Source organism: Maridesulfovibrio pacificus (SeqCode), from assembly GCF_048612815.1.
GTDB classification, from domain to species: domain Bacteria; phylum Desulfobacterota; class Desulfovibrionia; order Desulfovibrionales; family Desulfovibrionaceae; genus Maridesulfovibrio; species Maridesulfovibrio pacificus.
Window position 1 is genome coordinate 2,126,190 of record NZ_JBLZNE010000001.1, and the last position, 22,013, is coordinate 2,148,202.

At 47.4% G+C, this 22,013-nt stretch carries 16 protein-coding genes; 9 read left to right on the forward strand and 7 right to left on the reverse strand.

What is annotated here, in order from left to right; all coding sequences use genetic code 11:
* Positions 1–45 precede the first annotated feature (45 nt).
* Positions 46–2,340: a cysteine synthase gene (locus tag ACNI23_RS09860; protein ID WP_420248327.1), complete on the reverse strand. Its 2,295-nt coding sequence runs from the start codon at positions 2,338–2,340 to the stop codon at positions 46–48.
* Between the two features lie 177 nt (positions 2,341–2,517).
* On the opposite strand from ACNI23_RS09860, the gene ACNI23_RS09865 reads away from it, so the two are divergent.
* The gene (locus ACNI23_RS09865; RefSeq protein ID WP_420248328.1) at positions 2,518–4,281 is read left to right on the forward strand and encodes a motility associated factor glycosyltransferase family protein; all 1,764 of its coding nucleotides are present in this window, start codon (positions 2,518–2,520) and stop codon (positions 4,279–4,281) included.
* A gap of 106 nt (positions 4,282–4,387) precedes the next feature.
* Here ACNI23_RS09865 and ACNI23_RS09870 read toward each other — a convergent pair whose 3' ends face one another.
* Complete coding sequence (locus tag ACNI23_RS09870; RefSeq protein ID WP_420248329.1) at positions 4,388–5,680, reverse strand: sulfotransferase family 2 domain-containing protein; 1,293 nt, start codon at positions 5,678–5,680, stop codon at positions 4,388–4,390.
* A 195-nt stretch (positions 5,681–5,875) separates the two neighbouring features.
* On the opposite strand from ACNI23_RS09870, the gene ACNI23_RS09875 reads away from it, so the two are divergent.
* The 4 genes from ACNI23_RS09875 (at position 5,876) to ACNI23_RS09890 (ending at position 9,753) form a co-directional block, all read left to right on the forward strand.
* Positions 5,876–6,103: a hypothetical protein gene (locus ACNI23_RS09875; protein WP_420248331.1), complete on the forward strand. Its 228-nt coding sequence runs from the start codon at positions 5,876–5,878 to the stop codon at positions 6,101–6,103.
* A gap of 4 nt (positions 6,104–6,107) precedes the next feature.
* A complete protein-coding gene (locus tag ACNI23_RS09880; protein ID WP_420248333.1) occupies positions 6,108–6,734 on the forward strand; it encodes a phosphatase PAP2 family protein in 627 nt (208 codons plus the stop codon).
* 3 nt (positions 6,735–6,737) lie between these two features.
* A complete protein-coding gene (locus tag ACNI23_RS09885) occupies positions 6,738–8,375 on the forward strand; it encodes an ArnT family glycosyltransferase (protein WP_420248334.1) in 1,638 nt (545 codons plus the stop codon).
* A 157-nt stretch (positions 8,376–8,532) separates the two neighbouring features.
* Positions 8,533–9,753, forward strand: a complete 1,221-nt coding sequence (locus ACNI23_RS09890; RefSeq protein ID WP_420248336.1) for an HDOD domain-containing protein — start codon at positions 8,533–8,535, stop codon at positions 9,751–9,753.
* Positions 9,754–9,817: 64 nt separating this feature from the next.
* Here ACNI23_RS09890 and ACNI23_RS09895 read toward each other — a convergent pair whose 3' ends face one another.
* Positions 9,818–11,467: an NAD+ synthase gene (locus tag ACNI23_RS09895; RefSeq protein WP_420248338.1), complete on the reverse strand. Its 1,650-nt coding sequence runs from the start codon at positions 11,465–11,467 to the stop codon at positions 9,818–9,820.
* Positions 11,468–11,639: 172 nt separating this feature from the next.
* Between ACNI23_RS09895 and ACNI23_RS09900 the strand changes: the two genes are divergently transcribed.
* Both ACNI23_RS09900 and ACNI23_RS09905 read left to right on the forward strand, forming a co-directional pair.
* Positions 11,640–14,441: a response regulator gene (locus ACNI23_RS09900; protein WP_420248339.1), complete on the forward strand. Its 2,802-nt coding sequence runs from the start codon at positions 11,640–11,642 to the stop codon at positions 14,439–14,441.
* A gap of 101 nt (positions 14,442–14,542) precedes the next feature.
* A complete protein-coding gene (locus ACNI23_RS09905; protein ID WP_420248340.1) occupies positions 14,543–14,884 on the forward strand; it encodes a hypothetical protein in 342 nt (113 codons plus the stop codon).
* A gap of 31 nt (positions 14,885–14,915) precedes the next feature.
* Here ACNI23_RS09905 and ACNI23_RS09910 read toward each other — a convergent pair whose 3' ends face one another.
* The 4 genes from ACNI23_RS09910 to ACNI23_RS09925 form a co-directional block, all read right to left on the reverse strand.
* Positions 14,916–17,381, reverse strand: a complete 2,466-nt coding sequence (locus ACNI23_RS09910) for a glycogen/starch/alpha-glucan phosphorylase (RefSeq protein ID WP_420248342.1) — start codon at positions 17,379–17,381, stop codon at positions 14,916–14,918.
* Positions 17,382–17,531: 150 nt separating this feature from the next.
* Positions 17,532–18,179, reverse strand: coding sequence for an ABC transporter ATP-binding protein (locus ACNI23_RS09915; RefSeq protein WP_420248343.1), 648 nt, complete (start codon positions 18,177–18,179; stop codon positions 17,532–17,534).
* Complete coding sequence (locus tag ACNI23_RS09920; protein WP_420248345.1) at positions 18,179–18,874, reverse strand: ABC transporter permease; 696 nt, start codon at positions 18,872–18,874, stop codon at positions 18,179–18,181. Before ACNI23_RS09920 ends, ACNI23_RS09915 begins: the two co-directional genes overlap by 1 nt.
* A 135-nt stretch (positions 18,875–19,009) precedes the next feature.
* The gene (locus ACNI23_RS09925) at positions 19,010–19,834 is read right to left on the reverse strand and encodes an ABC transporter substrate-binding protein (protein WP_420248346.1); all 825 of its coding nucleotides are present in this window, start codon (positions 19,832–19,834) and stop codon (positions 19,010–19,012) included.
* A 253-nt stretch (positions 19,835–20,087) separates the two neighbouring features.
* Between ACNI23_RS09925 and fdhD the strand changes: the two genes are divergently transcribed.
* Positions 20,088–20,876: a formate dehydrogenase accessory sulfurtransferase FdhD gene (fdhD, locus tag ACNI23_RS09930; protein ID WP_420248348.1), complete on the forward strand. Its 789-nt coding sequence runs from the start codon at positions 20,088–20,090 to the stop codon at positions 20,874–20,876.
* Between the two features lie 195 nt (positions 20,877–21,071).
* On the forward strand, positions 21,072–22,013 hold the full coding sequence (locus ACNI23_RS09935; RefSeq protein WP_420248350.1) for a formate dehydrogenase accessory protein FdhE: 942 nt from the start codon (positions 21,072–21,074) through the stop codon (positions 22,011–22,013).

Genomic DNA, 22,013 nt, shown 5'->3' on the forward strand with positions numbered 1-22,013 from the left:
CGCACCACGGCAGGGGGATTTCGTGTTTCTATATCCAAATAAATCCTACCTAACCCGAAAAACCCGCGCCCCCTCGGAGCTGTCTTCTACGTTGAAGCCAAGCTCAAGAAGTTTATCGCGCAGACCGTCGGCTGTGGTGAAGTCTTTGTTTGCACGGGCAAGTTCACGTTGTTCGAGTAGGTCCTTGGCCTCTTCGGGCAGAGATACGAACGGCACGGGCATGGCCTCGTGATCGAGGATGCCTAGGATGTCGTCCACTTCAAGGAGCTGGTCTAGACAAAATTTTGCTTCCTTAGCGGAAAGCTTGCCACTACCCAGCAGGGAGTTGATGGTCTTGGTGAAGCTGAACAGGATAGGCCAGAAGCGGTGCAGCATGAGGTTGTCGTTCAAGGCCTGTGAAAGGCCGGACTTGAGGGTGAAGACCTCTTGGTCGATGTCCTCGGAAAGCTGACCGGAATCCCCGGCGTGAATGCTCAACCCTGCGGCAAGATCCTGCAATTTCTGCTGGTTCTTGACCCACATGGAAATAGACTGCTCGCTGCACACCAGCGGTTTCTTGTAGGATGATGAAAGCATCCACATACGCACAGCGATGGGCTGACCGGACTGCTCCAGAAGCTCATCCACACAGGGCAACACCGGACCGCCGGGAAGTACCGGCTGGGCTACCATCCATGCTTGCGGCGCGACTCTGGCTCCGGCCCAGATAGCGCGCAGGTTTTCCAGATGCGGAAAGCGATGAATCTCCCCGGCCAGCACAAGACTTACTCCGGGCAGACCTTCAAGAGCGGTCACTGCCTGCTGCATGAACCAGCTGGGACGCACATTACCCCACTCGGTCTCGATGATGTCACCGAGTTTGAGGTCCTGCAGGGTTGCCCTCTTGAGCAGAGTAAAATCACGCGGATTTTCCTTTACGTAATCATCCATATCCACAGTCTTGCCAAGGCTGACCTTATCGATATCCATGTTGGACATCTGCCCGTAACCTTTGTCGCGGGAGATATCAAAATACACGGACCGCAGCTTCTCGTAAGCCAGACCATGAGCGAGCAGCGCGCGGCAAAGCTCCACAGTCCGGTCCACAGACTCAGAAGCACGCTCGAACTGCATGGATTTGCGCACGCCCAGCAGATAAGCGGCTTTACGTACCGCAGTGGCAATCTCAGTGGAAAAAGTTTCGCGATCCACACCCCGCTCACGGGAGGCGGCAAGGGTCTGGTCCTCGAGATCAGCCAAGCCTACCAGAGCGGACACCTTGGCACCCTCGCGTTCCAGATGACGGGCCAGAACATCGAGCAGCACTATGCGCCTGAACACTTCTGGGTCATAAGGATTGTCGAACGACGGCCCCATGGTGAAAAGTCCGGTTTCAGCTTCGGAAATGGAAAGAACCCGGTCTTCACCGCTGCTTTGATCAAAGATTTTCGGTCCTTTCAAAACCTGCGGACGGAACAGCGGGGTGGAAAGGTAGCGCTCCCCTCCATCGGGAAAAATCGCCACAACCAGTCCGTCTTCAAGCTCGGAGGCGATGGCAGCAGCCCCGGCCATGGCAGCGCCGGAACTCATACCCACAAATACGCCCTCTTCCTTGGCAAGACGGCGACAGGCGTCAAAAGCATCGTTATCCTGTACCCGGATAACACGGTCCAACTTCTGCTTATCGTAGATTCCGGGAGGATAGGATTCCTGCATATTTTTCAGGCCCTGAATCTTATGCCCCGGCTCAGGCTCAACAGCAATCATCTGGATATCCTTGTTCAACTCCTTGAGCCGCTTGGTGATACCCATGACTGTTCCGGTGGTACCGAGGCAGGCCACCACGTGGGTGACTTTCCCTTCGGTCTGATCCCAGATTTCCTGCCCGGTTCCTTCATAATGAGCCTCAATGGAAGCTTCATTATTGTACTGATCCATGAGCAGGTATTTTTCCGGTTCCTCGCGGTAAAAACGGTAAGCCTGTTCAATGGCACCGTCAGTAGCAAGATGACCGGGGGTGAGCAGAATCTCGGCCCCGTAGGCACGCATGATCATCTTGCGTTCCTCGGAAGCGGTCTCCGGCATGATCAGCATCAGCTTGTAACCGCGAACAGCACAAGCCATAGCCAGCCCGATACCGGTATTCCCGGAAGTGGCTTCAATAATAATTTTATCCGGGGTCAATTCCCCGCTTTTCTCGGCTTTGCGAATCATGGCCCCGGCTGCACGGTCCTTGATGGAACCGCCGGGGTTCATGGCTTCCAGCTTAGCCAGAATCTTGACATTTTTATTGGGATTGAGGACCCGCATTTCAACAAGGGGGGTTCCGCCGACCAGCTCAAGAATATCACGAACAAACATTTTATTTAATCCTTTCAACTAATTATCTTTAAGAAAATGATTTCAGGCCGCGTCCTTTTTACTTCTGGCAATCATTTTGCAAACAAGGGAGCAGTAGATCATCAGTGTTTGAAATCCGGGGCAAGGAATGAACCCGGCTAATTACAGCTAATAAACAGTCTGCCAAGGACGGAACAAATGTCAGCCTATCCTTTTCTTAAAGACAACATCGAAGCTCTTGCAACATACAACCCGCCCTTTTATTCCTGGCTGAGCAGTCAGGATATTGACGAAGAGAAACTGAAGGAATCTCTCTTCAAGAATAAGTGGGACATTCTCGACTGGAAAATGGAAAACGGCAGCGGCATATTTGAAACCGTCATGCCCAACATGATCTACAAGAGCTGGCAGGCCAAAGACAAACCAGAAACAAGTGCCACCATCATTGTAGGCTGTAACGTGGGTTACGGTGTCAATCAGGTATTGATGAATACTCCCGACACCCACAAAGTCATTGTCAGCGAACCGAATCCTGAGATGCTGCTCGCCTGTCTGGGCCAGACCGACTACCGTCCTTTCATGAAGGCCGGCAAGCTCCATTTTTGCCCGGTCGATGAAAACAGCCTGATGAATATCATTAAAGAACTCGACCTTCAATTCGTATACGGCAAAATTTATTTGAGACTGGATATCCCCAGCCAGCAGATCGGACCGGAATACGCTCGCTGGTCCTCAACCATCCGCAACAAGCTGGAATCATTCACCGTTGAGATGACCACCCTGCGCCTGAAGCAGGACGTTATGGTCGGCAACGAACTGGATAACTTTTCACGCATCCTTGGAGACGGCAGCATTGCTCCGCTCAAGGGAGCAGGACGCGGCATGGGCGCAGTCATTCTCGGTGCTGGTCCATCGCTGGCTAAATTCGGACCTGAACTGGCAAAAAATCCCGGACAGGCGGTTTTCACAACCTCGTTGCAGGGTCTTCCCGCTGTGCATAAAGCCGGAATCAAGCCCCACTTCTGCATTGGTATTGACTACAACGCATCCATGGGCCGTGTATATCAGCAGTTGGATCATGAATGGGCCAAAGACATTCCGCTCATCTACTCCACCAAGCTGGATCACGAAGTACTTGCCGCCTACCCCGGGCCAACTATTCCCATGTGGACTGTCGGTGGACTAGGTACCTTTGCCCTGAATAACCACGAAGAAGTTTTCGATGCCGGTAGTAACGTCAGTATCACTCTGGCAAGATTCCTCGACTGGTGCGGATTCAACCATGTTCTGATGGTTGGTCAGGACTTCGCATGGAAAGGTCAGGTTTCCCACGCATCCGGTCACCAGAACTCGGGCGCTCAATACAACCCGGCAATGCTGGTGGAACTGGAAAACGCGGACGGCGAAAAGCTGACCTCTACCGTCCAGTACATCACGTCCAAGCGTGAGATGGAAGATGACATCAAAAAACTGAGTACACCGTTCTATAACCTCTACGGCGGCTGTGCAGTAATCGAAGGCACCCGCAATGTGGATATGAATGAAGTCAACATGGAAGGCCTGCTCTCCGCAGTTCCGGGCAGCATGGAACATTTCAAAACAGCCATGAACATGACCGCCACTCCGCGCGATATTCCAGTATTCGAACCGCGCAGCCCGAAGTGGACCTCATCCCTGAACCACGTCACCAAACGGCTTGAAAAACTTTTCCGCAAGCACGGCAAGAATCAGGAAGAAATCCACAAAGCGCTTCATGAAGTATATTTCTTCATTAGGCAGGACCTGCTCTACCTGCCATACCTGTATAACGAAATCCTCGATATGGCAGGACTGGCAAGGGCAAAGTCACATTACGTACCCAAGGACCTGCCCCACTATAAGAGGATCATCAAAAAGATCCTGACCAAGGTCCGCCACATGGACCGGGCCATGAACGTGTCCGGAAACCGCAAAGCGGCCTGAAAGGATCAATCAGACAAGATCGTCCAGTAAGTTAATTCATCATAAGAAAGTCCCTTGCAGCACCTGCCCGCTGCAAGGGACTTTCGCATTGAAATTCATAGACAGATCACAAAAACTCATACCCGAAATTGATAAAATCATCCTCGTAACGCTCATTTACCAGCTTAATCAGCTCCGGGGTGTAGTAGTCCTTGATGTAATCAACTCTATCGGGTCTGGATTTATTTTTATGGGGAACTTCAATCTCTTCCCCAAGCGCAGAGAAGAAACTCTTCATATCGTCAGCAAAATTCTCCAGTCTTAACAGGGTAAAATCATCCCGCAGACCTTCCGGAAAGGTTAGATGTGCTGTCTGAGACATAAAGTGAACATCAGAGAACTCGTCTGGGCAAGCAGCTATAATTTTACAGAAATTTTCAAAGCTAAGCTGACCAACGTTCTTACTTAACAAAGGGTATAAAAATTTATTCGGCGCTTCCCGCATTACGTGGGCATATAAGGAAGCAAGTCGCTCATATGGATTTCTAACAATAGCAAACTTCAAATAATCTTCAAAATAAGGATCCGTGATATCGCTACAATTTCTAAGCTCTTTAAAATGGAAACATTGGTCTTTATATTTATCAAAAATCTGCCTTAAAATACCAACAGAACTTGATGCTCCATTCTTACAGATTTCAAGAAATAAAAGCTTTCTACCTTCAATGACTGAAAAGTTCCTGATTCCGATAGGACTTTTATATATAGAAATCGACCGCCCGAGTTCGGAAGTAATATATGCAGCCAAAGCTGCAAGTTGTGTTTTACGGCCATTAATATCAATAATACAAATATCTTTAACTTTAGCGAGGTCGATATCAGCAAAGATCTGTCCATGCTCATAGTCTAACAATTCAACAAAACAGTGCTTTAACGGTAAGGGAATACAATCCCCCAACAAATTGCGTACCGCTCCGGGACCATCTGCTCTACTACTGACATTAAATACATATAAACAGTCATCTTCTTCCATATCTGGAAGATTTGAAAAAATTGACATCTTATTTTCAGGGATTTCGAACAGATCTCTATATACATCTAAAAAACAACAATGTTCCACAAAAACGGAAAAATTTTTACATCCATATGCATATAACTTTTCTGCAATTTCTTCATAAAAAACAGATGCAACAATTACTTTACACCCCTTAAACCTGTCGACACCGTTTACATTAAAAACAGGAACACAAGAAAGATCACCGGAACAGATAGTACTATCCATAAAACATCGTATATTCACATCAGGACGAGTCCTCTTTAAAGCAAAAAACAATTCTTTTGCTGTTCCTCCAAGACCATAGATGACGACATCAGAACCAAATTCAATATCATTAAGATTATGAATATAATTATATTTCAAAACACACCATTTCCTGACATAGGACTACAAAATAAAATCACAATTAATATCAAATAAAGACATCATTCACTGAGATGTATATGACACCATACGATCAATTACAATCAAGACGTATTTTAATATAGCAACAGCCAAAACCATATTTACCGCAATGATTCCCTTGAATCCTCTCCCGTCAGCGTGTAAACCGTGCCCATGAGTGATAATAAGCAAGACATGCCCTATCTCATGGAAGACGGCACACTGGTTATCCCGTTCTCTTGTCCGGACCACGAATACAAGTACTGGAAAAAGGAAGGTAAAAATCTTTCCGAAGTACTTGCTGATCTTAATACCGACAAAGAGACATGGTATAAATTCACCACAGACAAGCACCCGGATGATGCTCCTGCAAAGGAAGAATCCGGTGATGGTGAGGAGTAGGTAATTGAATTCGTTTATTCATAGAAACCTGACCTTCTGCCATTACTTTCTGGGATCTCTGCCCCTGATACTGATATTTGCAGCCTTTTTTTTCAACTTCGGCAGCGAAGCGGAAGTATTGGCCTTTTTCAAGGCCCATTCGCAGGCACACCCGGACATCAAATCCTTTGCCAAGATCGTGACCAACTGGGGCAACGCAGCCCTTTACCCGATTTACATCTGGTTTCTGATCACAGGGATTAAACAGCGCAAGACGGATAAATCACGGTTACGTTTTGCCCTCGTTTTTATTGCTGTGCAGTTGGCTGTCAGCCTGATCGCCGTGCGCTTTCTGAAAATAGCCATAGGCAAACCCCGTCCGGGCGAAGGAACATTCTTCGAACCGATGTCAATGAAGGGAGCCTATCATTCCATGCCTTCGGGCCATACATGTGAAATTTACGGGGCAAGCCTGCCCTTGATTCTACGCTACCGTAACCTGCTGCTGACCTTGGGACTGGGCATTTTTGCCGCAACCGTGGCCTTCAGCCGAATTTACCTGAACTGGCACCATCCAAGCGATGTTTTCTGCGGCTGGATGCTGGGATCAGTAGCCGGATTCGCCATTCACCTTTTTTCCAAAGAGGACTAGTCCATGCGCTATGAAAAAAGACCGTTCATCTGGGACATCATGGAAGCCAACCCGTGGCTCAGTGTCCTGTTCATTCTCTTCCTGCAGTCCATCTTCACCATGGATTACCGCTCCCTGTGGTTTTCCGATGAAGTCCGCTACGCTGATGTCTACACCCAGATGAAGGATGCCGGACACTGGCTGGTCATGTATTTAAACGGTGTCGCCTACCCGGATAAACCGCCGGTATACTTCTGGTTCCTGTCCCTGATCGATACCCTGACCCCGGCAGACGGCATCAGTGTGTTTTTCCTCGGTTCAGCACTTTCCGCAGCTTTCTTCCTGCTTTCCACTGTAGCCCTTGCCCGCACCCTTGGCTGCGGACGCAAGACATCTCTCGCTACCGGGCTGGTGCTGCTGAGCAATATTTTCTTTATCGGCATAGCCCATTATTCACGCATGGACCTGCTCTTCGGCGGTTTCATTCTCTGGGCTAACATATGCCTGTATAAAGGATTCCAGAACCGGGATTCCGGGCGATACTTCCTCTGGGCTTTCGCTTTCATGGGAATCGCAACTCTTACCAAAGGCCCTCTGGGACTTATCTTCCCCCTGCTCACTGCAGCCTGTTTCCTGATCTGGAAAGGAAGACTGAAACTGCTGCGCGACAAAAGCCTGCTCAAAGGGCTTGGTATCCTGCTGGCAATTCTGCTGGCATGGGTTGTAGGTGCGCTCATTGTGGACGGATCATCTTTCATCCACAATATTTTCTACAAGCAAATCTATCAGCGCGCTGTAAGCTCTTTCCACCACGAAGAGCCTTTCCAGTATTACCTGATAGCCTTCCCGCTGGCATGGTTGCCGTGGACACTGGCAATCTTCGCCGCACCGCTGAAACAGATATTCTCCATTGACCACTGGGTAAAAGTGACTTCCCAACGCAAAAGCACTCAGAACGAAGGCCGTGACTGGGCCTGGATTATGTTCATCAGCGGCTTTGTGCTGCTTACCTGCTTAAGCATCAAGGTTCTGATTTACATCCTGCCCCTTTTCGCTCCGCTTGCCATGCTGACCGCACGGGGACTGCTCGGCGAAAACGGACAGGAACCGGTTCTCAATTCCAGGAAACTCTGGATTGCCATTGCCGGATTCTATCTGCTGCTCGCTGTGGCTGCGCCTTTTGCCGAAGTGCTGATTCCCTTTGATATCACCCTGCACGGCCTTTCCTTCACTGTCCTGATCATGGGACTGGCCGGACTGGCCCTCCTTAAATTCAGAGAATCAGGCGCATATAAAGGTTTGCTGGTCATGACCGCCGCCATGGTTATCTGGCTCCAGCCGCTGGCTCTGCTTACCCTGCCCTCACTTGATCCCCTCATGAGTCCCCGACAGACCGGTGAAATGATGAAGGAATACGTTGCTGAAGGCAGTTATCCTATGGCTCATAAGATTTATTCCGGCATTTTCTCTTACTACGCCGGAACCAACATCCACGAAACCAGCGATTTAGAAGAAATTGGAAAGGTTCTCGGAGAAAAAGACAACGTGATTCTGATCATGCAGAAAAAATACTATGACCGCTGGGAAGACAAGCCCGAAGGACTCACAGTAGTTAATGAACAGTTCATCTCCGACCGGCCCTATGTGCTGATAAAAAAATAACCGACATCTGCAATAGAAAACAGTGAAATCCCGCTCCCGCTTTACAGGGAGCGGGTTTTTTATTTTCAAAAATCCACGGACCGTGCTATCGTCATACCATTAGCAACAATTACAAACGACTATACATCCGATACATTTCATATTTCCGGAGATGATTATGGGCCGCTCTAAAAACATACTTTTTATCGACAACGATAAAGATCAGCTGCAAAGGCTTGATAAACAGTTGAGTGCTATGAAAAAACGCTGGCAAATTGATTATGCTTCAAACAAAGATGAAACCATGGCTCAACTCAGAACACGACCTTATGATATAATTGCCATGGAACTTCATATTGACGGTTTCGAAAGGGATGAGCTTCTTGATGAAATCAAATACCGTCAACCCGGAAGCATCAGATTCATCATTTCCGAATCAGTAGACTCAAATAACTACCTTAAATTTGTCAAATACGCCCACCAATTCATAACCAAGCCCTATCTTCAGTCAGAATTAATTGGAAAAATCAAGAAAAGTCTGCGCCTAAAACATGTATTTCTTAACGAGAGAGCTTCAAAAGGAATTGCCTCAATTGAAGAACTTCCATCCATGCCGGAACTCTTTTTGAAACTTGAAAGAGAACTGAGTAAAGATGATGTAATGATCAGTAATATCGGCAAGATGATAGGTGAAGACATGAGCATGACCGCAGGATTGTTAAAGCTGGTCAATTCACCATTTTTCGGCCTCTATTCCAAAGTAACCAAACCGGAACAGGCTGTTACCCTGCTGGGCCTTGATAACCTCAAAGGACTTGTGCTCGGCATTCATCTGTTCAACTCTACCAAGGGCGCCAATATTGATTTTTCCATAGAGGAACTGGGCAAACACTGCCAATACACAGCTCTCATGGCCAGGGCCATCATCAAAGCGGAAGGCGGCAGTAATGAACAGGCTGAACACACCTTTCTAGCCGGATTTTTGCACGACATAGGAAAACTGGTCCTTGCTACATCATATCCGGATGAATACAGCACAATCCTGAGCATAGTGCGTGAAACAAATATCCCTATACCGGAAGCGGAGAAGGACGTTTTGGGTTTCACCCATGCAGAAGTAGGAGCCTACCTGCTCGCTATCTGGGGATTTGACGAAGACGTAGTTGAAGCAATCTATTGCCACCACAGCCCCCAAAGGCTCGGCAGCGTAGACTTAAGCCCGGCTGTCGCCATCCATGTAGCTAATGCATTTGACCATGAACTGCGGGTCAAAAATAGCGAATACGCTCCGCACCTGCTTTCTGCTGCCTGGCTTGAGCAAAATGAATTCAGCTCAAAGCTTCCGGAATGGCTGCAGATATGTGCCGAAACAATGGAAGAGGACGCAAAAGCAATATAAAAAACACCCCGTCAAATCCACACTGATTTGACGGGGTGTTTATCTTTTATAAAATACGTTTCGACTACCCGGTAAACCTGCATGCAATGGGCATACGCCATCCGGTACCAAATGCCCTTGAAGTGATTTTGAGCCCCGGTGCGGCCTGTTTACGCTTGAACTCAGAAATCCTGATCAATCGTAGCACATGCTGCACAGTCTCAGCGTCAAACCCGGTTTCAGCTATTATTTCACTCTCTGCCTTATGGCCTTCCACCCGCAATTCGATGATCCGGTCCAGTACATCATACGGAGGCAATGAATCCTCATCCTTCTGCCCCGGGCGCAACTCTGCGGACGGTGGTTTCTCAATAATCGCCACCGGAATGATCTCGCCCCTGCCCTGCTCATTCAACCAGCGGCAGACCCGGAAAACAAGGGTCTTGTACAGGTCGGATATTACAGCCAGCCCTCCGGCCATGTCACCGTAAATGGTGCAATAACCTACAGCCAGTTCACTCTTGTTTCCTGTCGTAACCAGCAACGCGCCCATCTTGTTTGAAATCGCCATGACAAGATTCCCGCGTATACGTGACTGGATATTTTCTTCAGTAACGTTGGCGGGCAATCCTTCAAAGGTAGGCGCGAGGGCTTCTTCAAATTGACCCATGAGTTTGTCAATGGGGATGGTTGTGCAATTGATGCCGATATTTTTCACCAGATCAAGAGAATCATCAACGCTGCCCTTGCTGGAATAAGGGGACGGCATGAGCACTCCGGTAACGTGCTCAGCTCCGAGGGCCTCAGCAGCAACAGCTGCGGTCAATGCAGAATCAATCCCCCCGGAAAGACCAAGTACGACTTTACTGAAGCCGGTCTTGCCGAGATAGTCACGCAGCCCAAGAACCATGGCCTGCCATGCCTCGGATTCTTCGCAAAAATCATCTTCCTCAATGCGTCCGGCAGAACAATCAGATTCAACAATAACTACGTCTTCCACGAAACCGTGTCCGCGGGCAACCAGATCACCGTCTGTATTGAAAGCACAACTGCGTCCATCAAAGACAAGATCATCATTGCCGCCAACCTGATTGGCATAAAAAACCGGAACCTTGTACTTGGAAGCGATATCACCAAGCAGCTTTTCACGAATCCTCTGTTTGCCGATACTGAAGGGAGAAGCGGAAAGGTTGACCAGAACATCTGGATTCATATCCATAATCTGAGGAATGGGGTTACTTCCGTAGCGCCTTCCATTATGGTTTTCACGATCATTCCAGACATCTTCACAGATAGTCACCCCGATTTTCAACCCGTCAAACTCAAAGAAATTTATATTCTCAGCAGGTTCAAAATAACGCTGCTCATCAAATACATCATAGGTGGGCAGCAACCATTTATAAAATACTTTTGGAACAGCTCCGTGTTCGATCAGCCATGCGGCGTTGCGCAAAGGATTACCGATGCCCTCATGATTAAGATCGACTCCCCCGGCCAAAAGAGCCATACCCTCAGGCATGCGCCTTGAAATTTCGGAAACTGCTTCACGGCAACGGCAGACAAAATCCGCATTGAGCAGCAGGTCCCGCGGAGGATATCCGGTCAGGGCAAGTTCAGAGGTAAGGCAAAGCCTTGCACCGCGTTCAGCGGCCCTTTTAACTCCATCAAGGATGAGTTCAACATTTCCTTCAAGATCGCCAACTGTCAGGTTGAGCTGCAACAGGGCTATTTTCATTTATTCATGTCCGTCCTTAATATATTTGGGATGGGGGAGTATCTAACGTCTGAGAGGACTCTTGTCCATTGTCATGGAACAAATAATTGTCAGTCTCCCAAGCTCTTAACCTTGCACTGAATATGCTGGAATGCTAAACAGTTGTCTATATCTAAAGCAAGAGCACGGGAATTTGCCCAACGAATCAACCAACGGATTGAAATTGTTAAAAATTGATAAAGTACAAACCAGAATCGGGGTTCTGATCGTAGCTATATCCCTAATTTCATTCATTGTTTCCGGGGCATACGATTACAGCTTAATGCGTAGAAACATGCTGAACGAGCTCAATCAAAAGGCTGACGGCCTTGTTGAAAGACTCTCCGAATCGCTGATTACTCCGCTCTGGAATGTCGATCAGGCTGCTATCAACCGTATACTGCTATCAGAAATGAACGACAAACGCATTAAAGCCATTCTGGTCACTGAAGACAACGGCAACAATGTTTTTGCCGGAAAGATGCGTGACGAAAATTGGAACATAATCAATTTCAAAAACTGGCCCATCGGCAAATTCGTTAAACGCAAGACTGAAATTTCAATCATGAATCAGCCTATCGGTGCTGTTGAAATCTTTCTTTCCCCTAAGTTCATAGATGATGAGCTGTCGCAATCGCTCCTTAATTCACTACTGCGCACCATGCTGCTGGTTATGCTGATTAACCTTGCGCTGTTTGTGACCATGCGCAGGATTCTCATTTCCCCCATAACCAAATTAAGCCAGACCGCCAGACAGATTTCGCTGGATAAAAACTACAGCTCAAGGGTGCAAATCGAATGCAAAGGGGAAATGGAAAGCCTCGTCAAAAACTTCAACAATATGCTGCAACAGATTGAAGAGCAGGACCTTAAGCTCAAGCAATACAGCGGACAGTTGCAGGAAAAGATTCATCAAAGCAATAAAAACCTTGAGAAGAGTTACCGCGAACTGAAAACCATTAACCGTAAGCTGGAAATGGCCAAGGATGAAGCTGAAGCTGCATCCAAATCCAAAAGTGAATTCATGGCCAATGTCAGCCATGAAATCCGCACTCCCATGAATGCCATCATCGGTATGGCCGACCTGACCATGGAGACCGATCTTTCCTCCAAACAAAGGGAATTCATAAAAATAATTATCAGTTCGGGTAAGGTTCTTCTGCGGCTGATAAACGATATTCTCGACTTTTCAAAAATCGAAGCAGGGAAGCTCGGTCTCGAAGAAGTTAATTTTAACCTGCATCAACTCATCCATGACATCAGTGATCTTTTTGTTGAACAAATGGTAGCTTCACAGACGGAACTGGTTATTGATATCCGCCCCGGCGTGCCCCAGCGCATTATCGGTGACCCTTTGCGACTGCGTCAGGTTCTGGTCAACATTACAGCCAATGCGTTTAAATTTACCAGCAAAGGCGAAATCATAATAACTGTTTCCGCTGACCAGATAAACGCCACCAAAACTGAAATTGTTTTTGCGATCAAGGATACAGGGATTGGAATTCCAGAAGAAGTGCAGCCCTACCTTTTTGAAGCTTTCAAGCAGGCAGACGGTTCCACGACCCGTAAATACGGTGGAACAGGGCTGGGACTTTCCATTTCCAAACGTATCGTTAATCTCATGGGCGGAAATATCTGGTTCCGCAGCAGACCGGAAGACGGGAGTACTTTTTTCTTCACCATCACTCCTAATGTGGCAGTGGAAACTTCTTTGATTGAATTCGAAATACCGCAGGAACTTAAAAATAAACCGGTTCTGGTGGTAGACGACAACTTCGCGGTCCGTAGCGTGCTGGTACGCTATCTTAAACAATTCGGGTTTAAGCCCACCAGCGTTGCCAGTGCGGAAGAAGCAATCAAACTTATCGAAGATAAGAAAGATGACCAATTCAAACTGCTCATCATCGACCTCAAGCTGCCCGGCATGAATGGCGATGAGGCAAGTATTGAAATTCGCAATACGTACAGTAAAGAAGAACTCCCCATATTGATGATCACTGCTACAGAGCTTAATACCGCACTAAGTAAGGCACAGAACGCTCAAATAAACAGAATGATCAGTAAGCCGCTCAAACAGGCCACCCTCTTCAATTCCATCATGGAAACATTCGGTTACGATGTACCTAAAGAATACACCTATGAACCCTCAAAACCTATTAAGGATGAATTCAAATCTTTCAGACTGCTTCTTGTCGAAGACAACCCCATAAACCAGCAGGTTGCAGAACAGATACTTGAACCCACCGGAATTGAAATTGCTTCAGCCACTAATGGTGCGGAAGCTGTAAGAATGGTTCAGGAAGCAGGCTATGACATCGTTCTTATGGATATCCAAATGCCGGAAATGGACGGGTATGAAGCAACGACCATAATCCGTAATGACTTGAAAATGAAAGATCTTCCGATCATCGCCATGACAGCACACGCTATGCGCGGTGACAAAGAAAAATGCATAGCTTCCGGCATGGACGATTATATTCCAAAACCAATTGATAAAGAGCTGATGATCAGCATCATCCGCAACCATCTGAAGCAGGACAAACAGACTATACAGCCTGTCGCCATTTCACCAAAAGAGAAGTCAGCCAACACTCAGAGCGATGACACTAAATTACGGGAAATTAATGTTCCCGAAGTTCTGGAAAGAATTGGTGGGGATATGGGAATTCTGATCAGTATCCTGCGTAATTTCAGAGATTACAACAAAGAGTTCGGTGCAGACCTGCAAAAACTGCTGCAAGCCGATCAACTAAAGGAAGCCGGAGACAAAGCACACACATTAAAAGGTTCAGCCGCAAACATTTCAGCAAATGATTTGGCTATGGCAGCCCTTGAACTGGAAAAAAGCTGCAAATCAGATCTGAAGGAAGATGCTGAACTTGCCCTTGAAAAAACAACTGAAAAGCTCAATCTACTTTGCGACGAGATAGCCCTTCTTGAAAAAGATTTTGACTAAGTCCTGAATATCAGAACACGGTTCATTCATTCAGTTGAAATAAATTCATATTTGAGGCAGAAATCATTAATAAATATTGACTGTAAAAGAGGATTTTAAATATGGCGTTAATGTTTGGAAGCCCCAACCGCAAGACAAGCAGGACCATTGAAGATGCTAAAAAAGATCAGCGTCTTGAGATGGCCCGCACCCTTTATCTGGGCGGAAAAGTAAAAATTGTGACCACCGATGATGTCCCGAACAGGGAAGTTCTCGGAACATTCGGGCTTATAGTCTGCCGAAGCTATAACTTCGACAATGCATTTTACGGCCTCATCGCACAGGCAATTGATGCCAATGCTGATGCGATTGTGTGCTACAGAGAATCTGTATCATTCCATCCTGAAGGGGACAAATTCTATTCCTGCTACGGCACAGCCGTTCGCCTGAAAAAAGTTAAATAAAAAAGGACCGGAATTCCGGTCCTTTTTCTTATTACGACTTCACTGCCTTAATCTTCCAGATATCTTCAGCATATTCCAGCATGGTCCGGTCAGTTGAAAATTTTCCCATGCGCGCAGTATTCAAAATTGCCTTAGCAGACCAGATTTCCTTTTCAGCATAATCTCTGTCTATCCGTTTGTGGGCTTCACTGTATGATTTAAAATCAGCCAGATGCATATAATGCTCATTGTCAGCAAGCAGTTTATCAACCAGCCAGCGAAACAGATCCGGTTCATTGGGAGAGAACCTATTTTCCAATAAGGCGGTTAAAACCTGCCGTATTTCAGGACTGTGGTTATATATTTCACGTGGATGATAGCTGCCTTCCCGTAAAGCTTTTTCCACTTCTTCCTGCTTCAGCCCGAAAAGATAAAAATTATCTTGTCCCACCTCTTCCAGCATCTCAATGTTCGCGCCATCGTAAGTACCGACAGTCAAAGCACCGTTCATGGCAAACTTCATGTTTCCGGTACCTGAAGCCTCGGTTCCGGCAGTTGAAATCTGCTCACTTACATCACAGGCCGGAACAATCTTCTCCGCAAGGGAAACCCGGTAATCAGGCAGAAAAGCAACCTTGAGCAATCCTTCGGCACGCCTATCATTATTGACAACTTTAGCTACGGAATGAATCAGCTTAATAATCTGCTTGGCCTCCCAGTAACCGGGAGCTGCCTTACCTGCAAAGAGAAAAGCCCGTGAACATGAAGGTTCAACACCATTATCCACCAGATCAAGATAGAGATGAATTACGTGCAAAATATTCAGCAGTTGACGCTTATACTCATGAATGCGCTTGGCTTGAATATCGAAAATGGAATCAGGCGGGATATTAATATCCAAGGTAGAATTTATGAAATTGCCCAGCTTGACCTTATTGGCCCGCTTGGCTCCCATGAAACGAGAGCGGAATTCACTGTCATTGATATGTCCTTCCAGTTTGTGCAACTCATTCAAATCCGTAATCCAACCTTTACCTAAAGTATCGGTGAGCAATGTTGAGAGAGCGGGATTGGCCTTAAGCATCCAACGTCGCGGTGTTACCCCGTTGGTCTTGTTGTTGAATTTCTTCGGGGTAAATTCATAAAAATCTGGAAACAAACGGGTCTTAACCAGCTCGGAATGCAGTTCTGAAACCCCGTTTACGGAATGGGACCCGACCACAGCGAGATTGGCCATGCGCACTTTCTTAATCCCGTCCTCGCAGATGAGAGACATACGTCTCAATTTCTCTTTGTCACCGGGATACTTGCTCTCAACTTTTTTCAAAAAACGGCTGTTAATTTCATAAATGATCTGCAAATGGCGCGGCAGAACCTTTTCTATCAAGGATACCGACCACAACTCCAAAGCTTCCGGGAGCAGGGTATGATTGGTGTAAGCACAGGTAGCGCGGGTAATTTCCCAAGCCTTCCCCCATTCAATACGTCTTTCATCCACAAGATAACGCATCAACTCCACAACAGTCAGTGCCGGATGGGTATCATTAAGCTGAATGGCAACATACTCAGCAAACTCTTCAAAATTTTTATTCTGGGCAAGGAACCGGCGGGTGATATCTCGCAATCCGCAGGCGACAAGGAAGTATTCCTGAACCAGCCTTAATTCTTTACCGAAAGAAACAGATTCCGTGGGATAAAGGACCTTGGAAACCATTTCTGATTCTATTTTACGCTGCACGGCCCTGATGTAGTCGCCATGATTGAAAATATCCATGTCAAAATTATCTGAAGCTCTAGCCGCAAATAAACGCAGATAGTTTACAGTCTTTCCACCGTAACCGACCACAGGAATGTCATAAGGGACTCCGATAATATCATCCCAGTCCACCCACATAGGCAGATAATCCCCGCTAGGGGTAATCGCACTTTCCACCCTCCCGTAAAGCGGAACAATAACCGACTGGTCCGGGCGGGCAACCTGCAAGGGCATCCCTTCCTTCATCCAGTAATCGGCAAGTTCCTTTTGATAGCCGTTATGGATGGACTGCCGGAACAAACCGTACTCATAATGAATCCCGTACCCGCAACCGGGCAGATCAAGAGTCGCCAGAGAATCGAGGAAACAGGCCGCCAGTCTGCCCAGCCCCCCGTTACCGAGAGCGGGATCGCGTTCACTGTCCCTAACTTCGTCCAGATCGTAGCCGAGATCCTTGAAAAGATCCTCACATAGATCCAGAATCTCCATATTACACAGATTGTTACCAAGACTACGCCCCAGCAGATACTCGATGGAAAAATAATACATCCGCTTGGCCTTCACCCGCCGATAGCGGTCACGGGTATCAATCATCCTTTCCACCAACCTGTCGCGCAAGGCTAAGGCAAGAGCCTTGCCTGCATCCCATTCACTGGCATCCTTAACTTCTTTGCTCAACGAATAAATCACATGATTTCGGATGTCCTCGGTAAGGCTGACGCGATCATTCTTCTTCTGGATCTTGAAACTGCTTGTTTTCATGACTCCTCCTAACAACTACGGGGATTAGTCACAGAGTAACAGCTTGAAGGGTCTAAATCCACTTTTATCAAGTATGGAATTAAAACGAAAAAAGGCCCGGATAACTCCGGGCCCAATATTAGCAATAGCAATCTAACGAATAGCAAAAAATCAACCGGCAAGTTGACCGCTTTCCAACCGATAAATCGTATCCGACACTTCTTCCAGCCAAAGGTGATCATGGCTGACGATAACGAGAGTTGTTCCTTGTTCTTCACGGACAGAAACCGAAGCATCATGGATGAGCTGCGTGGATTCAAAATCAAGGCTGGCGGTGGGCTCATCAAGAAGCAGTACCCGTGGATTCAAAACTAGACGTGCAGCAAGGGCAACCCTCTGCGCCTCTCCGCCGGAAAGCTCAAACCAGTTGCGATGCAGAAATTTATCCGGATCCAAACCAACCTGAATCAGAGAATCGCAAACCCGGTCATGAATATTTTTTTCACCACGAAGTTCAAGGCCATATGCAACATTTGCTTCAACCGAACGCTTAAGGAGGTATGGCTCCTGCGTAAGCATGGTAACTTCGCGGCGTAAGCTCAAGTCCGGCTCCCGGACCTCATTGCCGTCATAAAAAATTTTACCGGAATCCGGGCTTTCCAGAAAAGAGAGCATACGCATAAGGGTGCTTTTTCCGCTGCCGTTATGTCCGGCTAAGCCGACAATAGCCCCTTCACCAACTGAAAATTCTTCAAGGGACAGAACCTGCCGGCCATTATAGCGCTGGCATATATTTTCAAGCCTGAACAAATCCTTCATTACTGGCCCGCCCTTTTTCTGACACCGGACATGGAATAGTTAACCGCAAAAGCAATAATCATAAGAACCAGACCGAGTGCGATACCCATAGCAAATTCACCCTTACCTGTTTCAAGGGCAATGGCTGTGGTGATGGTCCGGGTGTGCCATTTAATGTTTCCACCGACCATCATGGAAATACCGATCTCGGAAACTATGCGCCCGTACGCGGCTGCGGCGGCAAGGATAAGGCTGTAACGGGCCTCCCAAAGGATGGTCCGCAAAATCTGTCCATGTGAAGCACCAAGGGTAAGCAGAGTCTGCTTGAGACGCAGGTCGAGGTTTTCCACCGCTGTAGCCATCATGGCAATGACAATGGGCAATCCGAGCAGAGTCTGACCTACAGCGATGCCTGGGATGCTGAACAGAAGCTCCATTTCACCCATAGGCCCTCTGCGGGAAAGCATGGCGTATACGAGCAATCCTATAACTACAGTAGGAAAGGAAAGCATGGTGTCGGCAATAAGACGCAAGCATCTCTTGCCGGGAAATTCATGGTAGCCGAGCAGGAATCCTAACGGAGCACCAATGATCAGAGTTGCACTGATGGAAATGGTAGTCACGCAGACAGTGGTGTAAATGGCGGAATATGTTTCCGGATCAGCGGAAAAGAGCAGTACAAATGCCTGCCAGAAGCCGTTTAAAATAAAGTCCATGTACTATTAATCCCTCCCTTTCACATAAATCCTATTAATACCAAACGGCCTTACAGAGAACAAGAACGAAACATACTATAAAAAGGAGGGGAAAATGAGTGGAACTCCATAGGAGCTCCACTCAAGAATCATGATCTATTTAGCGTTGGGAATGAAGAGTTTTTTGCCGAGCAGTTTAAAGTCGCCGATAGCTTTCTGAGTTTTAGCAGAAGCCATCCACTCGGAGAACTTGGTTGCCAGTTCGTACTTTGCACTCTTGCAGTTGGCAGGGTTAACAGCCAGAACGCTGTACTGGTTGAAGAGAGACTTGTCGCCTTCCACCAGAACTTTCAGTTCGGGGGAACCGTTCTTGTTCGCGCTGTACTTAATGTAGGTGCCGCGGTCGGTCATGATGTATGCATCGCGCTCTTCAGCAACGGTGATACTTTTGATCATGCCCTGACCGGTCTGGATGTACCATTCTGCTTTATCGGGAACAGCCATGCCGGCAACTTTCCAAAGGGAAATTTCCTTTTTGTTGGTACCGGAGTTGTCACCGCGGCTTACGAAAGCGGCCTTTGAATCGGCAACAGCTTTCATAGCCTGCACAACAGGAAGACCTTTAATGCCTGCGGGATCAGAATCGGGACCGATGATTACGAAGTCATTATACATTACTTCGCGACGATCTTTGAGAGCGCCCATATCAACATATTTTTTTTCAGCTGCGGGAGCATGAACCATGAGAACGTCTACATCGCAGTTCTGGCCCATTTTGAGCGCCTTACCGGTACCTACAGCAGTCCACTTCAACTCAATGCCGGTATCCTTTTCAAACATGGGAGCAAGTTCATCAAGCAGACCAGTGTTATCTGTGCTGGTGGTGGTAGCCATCATCAGCGTTTCAGCTTTTACCAGTCCCGGAGCAACGAGCAGGGAAACGAGAGCGAGAGCAAGAAGTAATACTTTAAATTTTTTCATTTTTCCTCCAAAAAGAACTCTGTTTAAAAATTCGTGAATTCCAGATCATCCGCAAATTGAAATCACGCCGGATAATAAGCGTGCACAGTTTATTCCTAGACCAGAAAGAGCGCTCTATGTCAATATGAGCACAATTATACTCTTAGTCTTAACCTGATTTTGCACCAAAAGTGTGCAGAAACAGAAGCAGAAATTAAGATCTTGCCCGCAATGCCTGTTACACCTATGCTGATTAAAATATATCAGGCGGAGCATGATGAAAGAAAGTTTCAGCTATACAGTAAAAGAATATTGCGATGGTGAATTCAAGGATAAAGAGATCAGCAGCATCCTTGAAGTACCTTTGACCATCAACCTTAACGGCCGCGAAGTGGTTACCCTGCTGACCACGGCCCGCTACCCGGACTATCTGGCTGTGGGTTTTCTGAAATCCGACGCCTACATTTCCACTCGCGACCAAATAACTGATCTCAAGATCACAGAGCACGAGGACCGTATCATCGCGGATATCAGCACCAGCCATGATCCGTGGAAAGGCCGGGTTCTCGAATATTCCATTACTTCCGGCTGTGGTAAGGGTACCAACTTCGGACGTAATGTTTCCACAATCTCCAAACGGACCATAACCTCGGAACTGACCGTAACGCCAGAACAAATATTGACCCACGCTAATGAGCTGCATTCACGCTCCATTCTTTATAACAAAACACGCGGCTGCCATAATTCATCTCTTTGCACCCCGGAGGAAATGCTCTACTTCCGCGAGGATATCGGCCGCCACAATGCCATCGACATGATTGTCGGCCAGTGCTTTCTTGAAAATGTACCCACTGACGGAAAAATGATCGTCTCTACCGGACGCGTAGCATCGGAAATTCTGCTCAAAGCGGTACGAATCGGAGTCCCCATACTCGCTTCCACTGCCGTGGCAACCAGTTTTTCCGTAGAACTGGCCCGCAAAATCGGGATTACTCTTGTCGGAAACATCAGCAAAACCGGATTCTGGGTTTACAACGATCGTGGCCGAATCAAAGGATTGTAATTTTTCCGCATAGTTAAATTATACCATTTAGACCATAATATTTATTTAAAATAATCGATTAGACTTTGTGCCAAAACGCGATTAATTAACACTCTTATGCAGGTGCCACTATTAAGGCATATGCTTTTTTTAACAGGAATGAAACAAACTCGGCCGACCCTACAGCCGGGTTCCCCTTAAGGAGTGTTTTCTATAATGAATTTTGATTACAGCAGTGCAAAAGAACAGCTGGATAAAAAAGTATCCGAGCTGCGGGAAAAGCCCTTCCTCCCGGAAGAGCTTGTTAATTTAATTTCTAATGTTGCCGCAATCCAGCTGGAAGCGCAGCAGCACTCCTCCCCGACCATTCCGACGGACCTCGCTCCTGACGAAGCCAACCTGCAGGGACGCCCCCTGCTTGCCCGTGAAAATTTCACCTACGACTACGATCAGGCATGCAAACTTGTTGAAGAACTGGCTGAGCTGGTAGGCAAAGAAGAAGGTCCCATTGCCGAAGCAACCGCAATGATCACTGCATCCATCAAGTCCGGTGAGCTGGACCTGAAGCTGGCTTTCAAAGCCTACCTTGAAACCGATGATGATTTCTTCATGGGCTGGGCGGAGAAAATGCCCGAAGCACCGCGCACTCTCAGCTTTCTCGTCCAGTCTGCACTGACCCCTTCCATTAAGGCTGTTGCCGCCGCACTGGAAGAAAAACTGCCCCAAAAGCTGGCAGACACCACTGAACGAGCAGACAGTGTCGAGCTTGATTTTGAACTGGAGCAGCCCACACCGCGCAGCCACGGACACTGTCCCATCTGCGGTTCCGTACCCTTCATGCACACACTGCACCACCAGCAGGGATTCCGCTACGCCAACTGTTCCTTCTGCCATACCGAATACCGTGTTCGCCGCATGGCCTGTGCATACTGCGATAACACCAACGCGGACAGCCTTAAATTTTTCACCGTGGAAGAAGCACCGGGCTACCGTGTAGATGTCTGCGATTCCTGTAAAACCTATATGAAAACCGCAGACTTCAGGGAAGTGGATAAAGTTTCCGTCCCCGCACTCAATGACCTCGAATCCCTGCCTCTTGATTTCGTAGCAGTGGAGGAAGGATACAACCGGGGCACCCTCTCCGTCTGGGGATTCTAA

Bases quoted from the DNA above. Each gene is read 5' to 3' on its own strand.
- ACNI23_RS09860 (WP_420248327.1), bottom strand. From the start codon at position 2,340: ATGTTTGTTCGTGATATTCTTGAGCTGGTCGGCGGAACCCCCCTTGTT.
- ACNI23_RS09865 (WP_420248328.1), top strand. From the start codon at position 2,518: ATGTCAGCCTATCCTTTTCTTAAAGACAACATCGAAGCTCTTGCAACA.
- ACNI23_RS09875 (WP_420248331.1), top strand. From the start codon at position 5,876: ATGAGTGATAATAAGCAAGACATGCCCTATCTCATGGAAGACGGCACA.
- ACNI23_RS09885 (WP_420248334.1), top strand. From the start codon at position 6,738: ATGCGCTATGAAAAAAGACCGTTCATCTGGGACATCATGGAAGCCAAC.
- ACNI23_RS09890 (WP_420248336.1), top strand. From the start codon at position 8,533: ATGGGCCGCTCTAAAAACATACTTTTTATCGACAACGATAAAGATCAG.
- ACNI23_RS09895 (WP_420248338.1), bottom strand. From the start codon at position 11,467: ATGAAAATAGCCCTGTTGCAGCTCAACCTGACAGTTGGCGATCTTGAA.
- ACNI23_RS09905 (WP_420248340.1), top strand. From the start codon at position 14,543: ATGGCGTTAATGTTTGGAAGCCCCAACCGCAAGACAAGCAGGACCATT.
- ACNI23_RS09910 (WP_420248342.1), bottom strand. From the start codon at position 17,381: ATGAAAACAAGCAGTTTCAAGATCCAGAAGAAGAATGATCGCGTCAGC.
- ACNI23_RS09915 (WP_420248343.1), bottom strand. From the start codon at position 18,179: ATGAAGGATTTGTTCAGGCTTGAAAATATATGCCAGCGCTATAATGGC.
- ACNI23_RS09920 (WP_420248345.1), bottom strand. From the start codon at position 18,874: ATGGACTTTATTTTAAACGGCTTCTGGCAGGCATTTGTACTGCTCTTT.
- ACNI23_RS09925 (WP_420248346.1), bottom strand. From the start codon at position 19,834: ATGAAAAAATTTAAAGTATTACTTCTTGCTCTCGCTCTCGTTTCCCTG.
- fdhD (WP_420248348.1), top strand. From the start codon at position 20,088: ATGATGAAAGAAAGTTTCAGCTATACAGTAAAAGAATATTGCGATGGT.
- ACNI23_RS09935 (WP_420248350.1), top strand. From the start codon at position 21,072: ATGAATTTTGATTACAGCAGTGCAAAAGAACAGCTGGATAAAAAAGTA.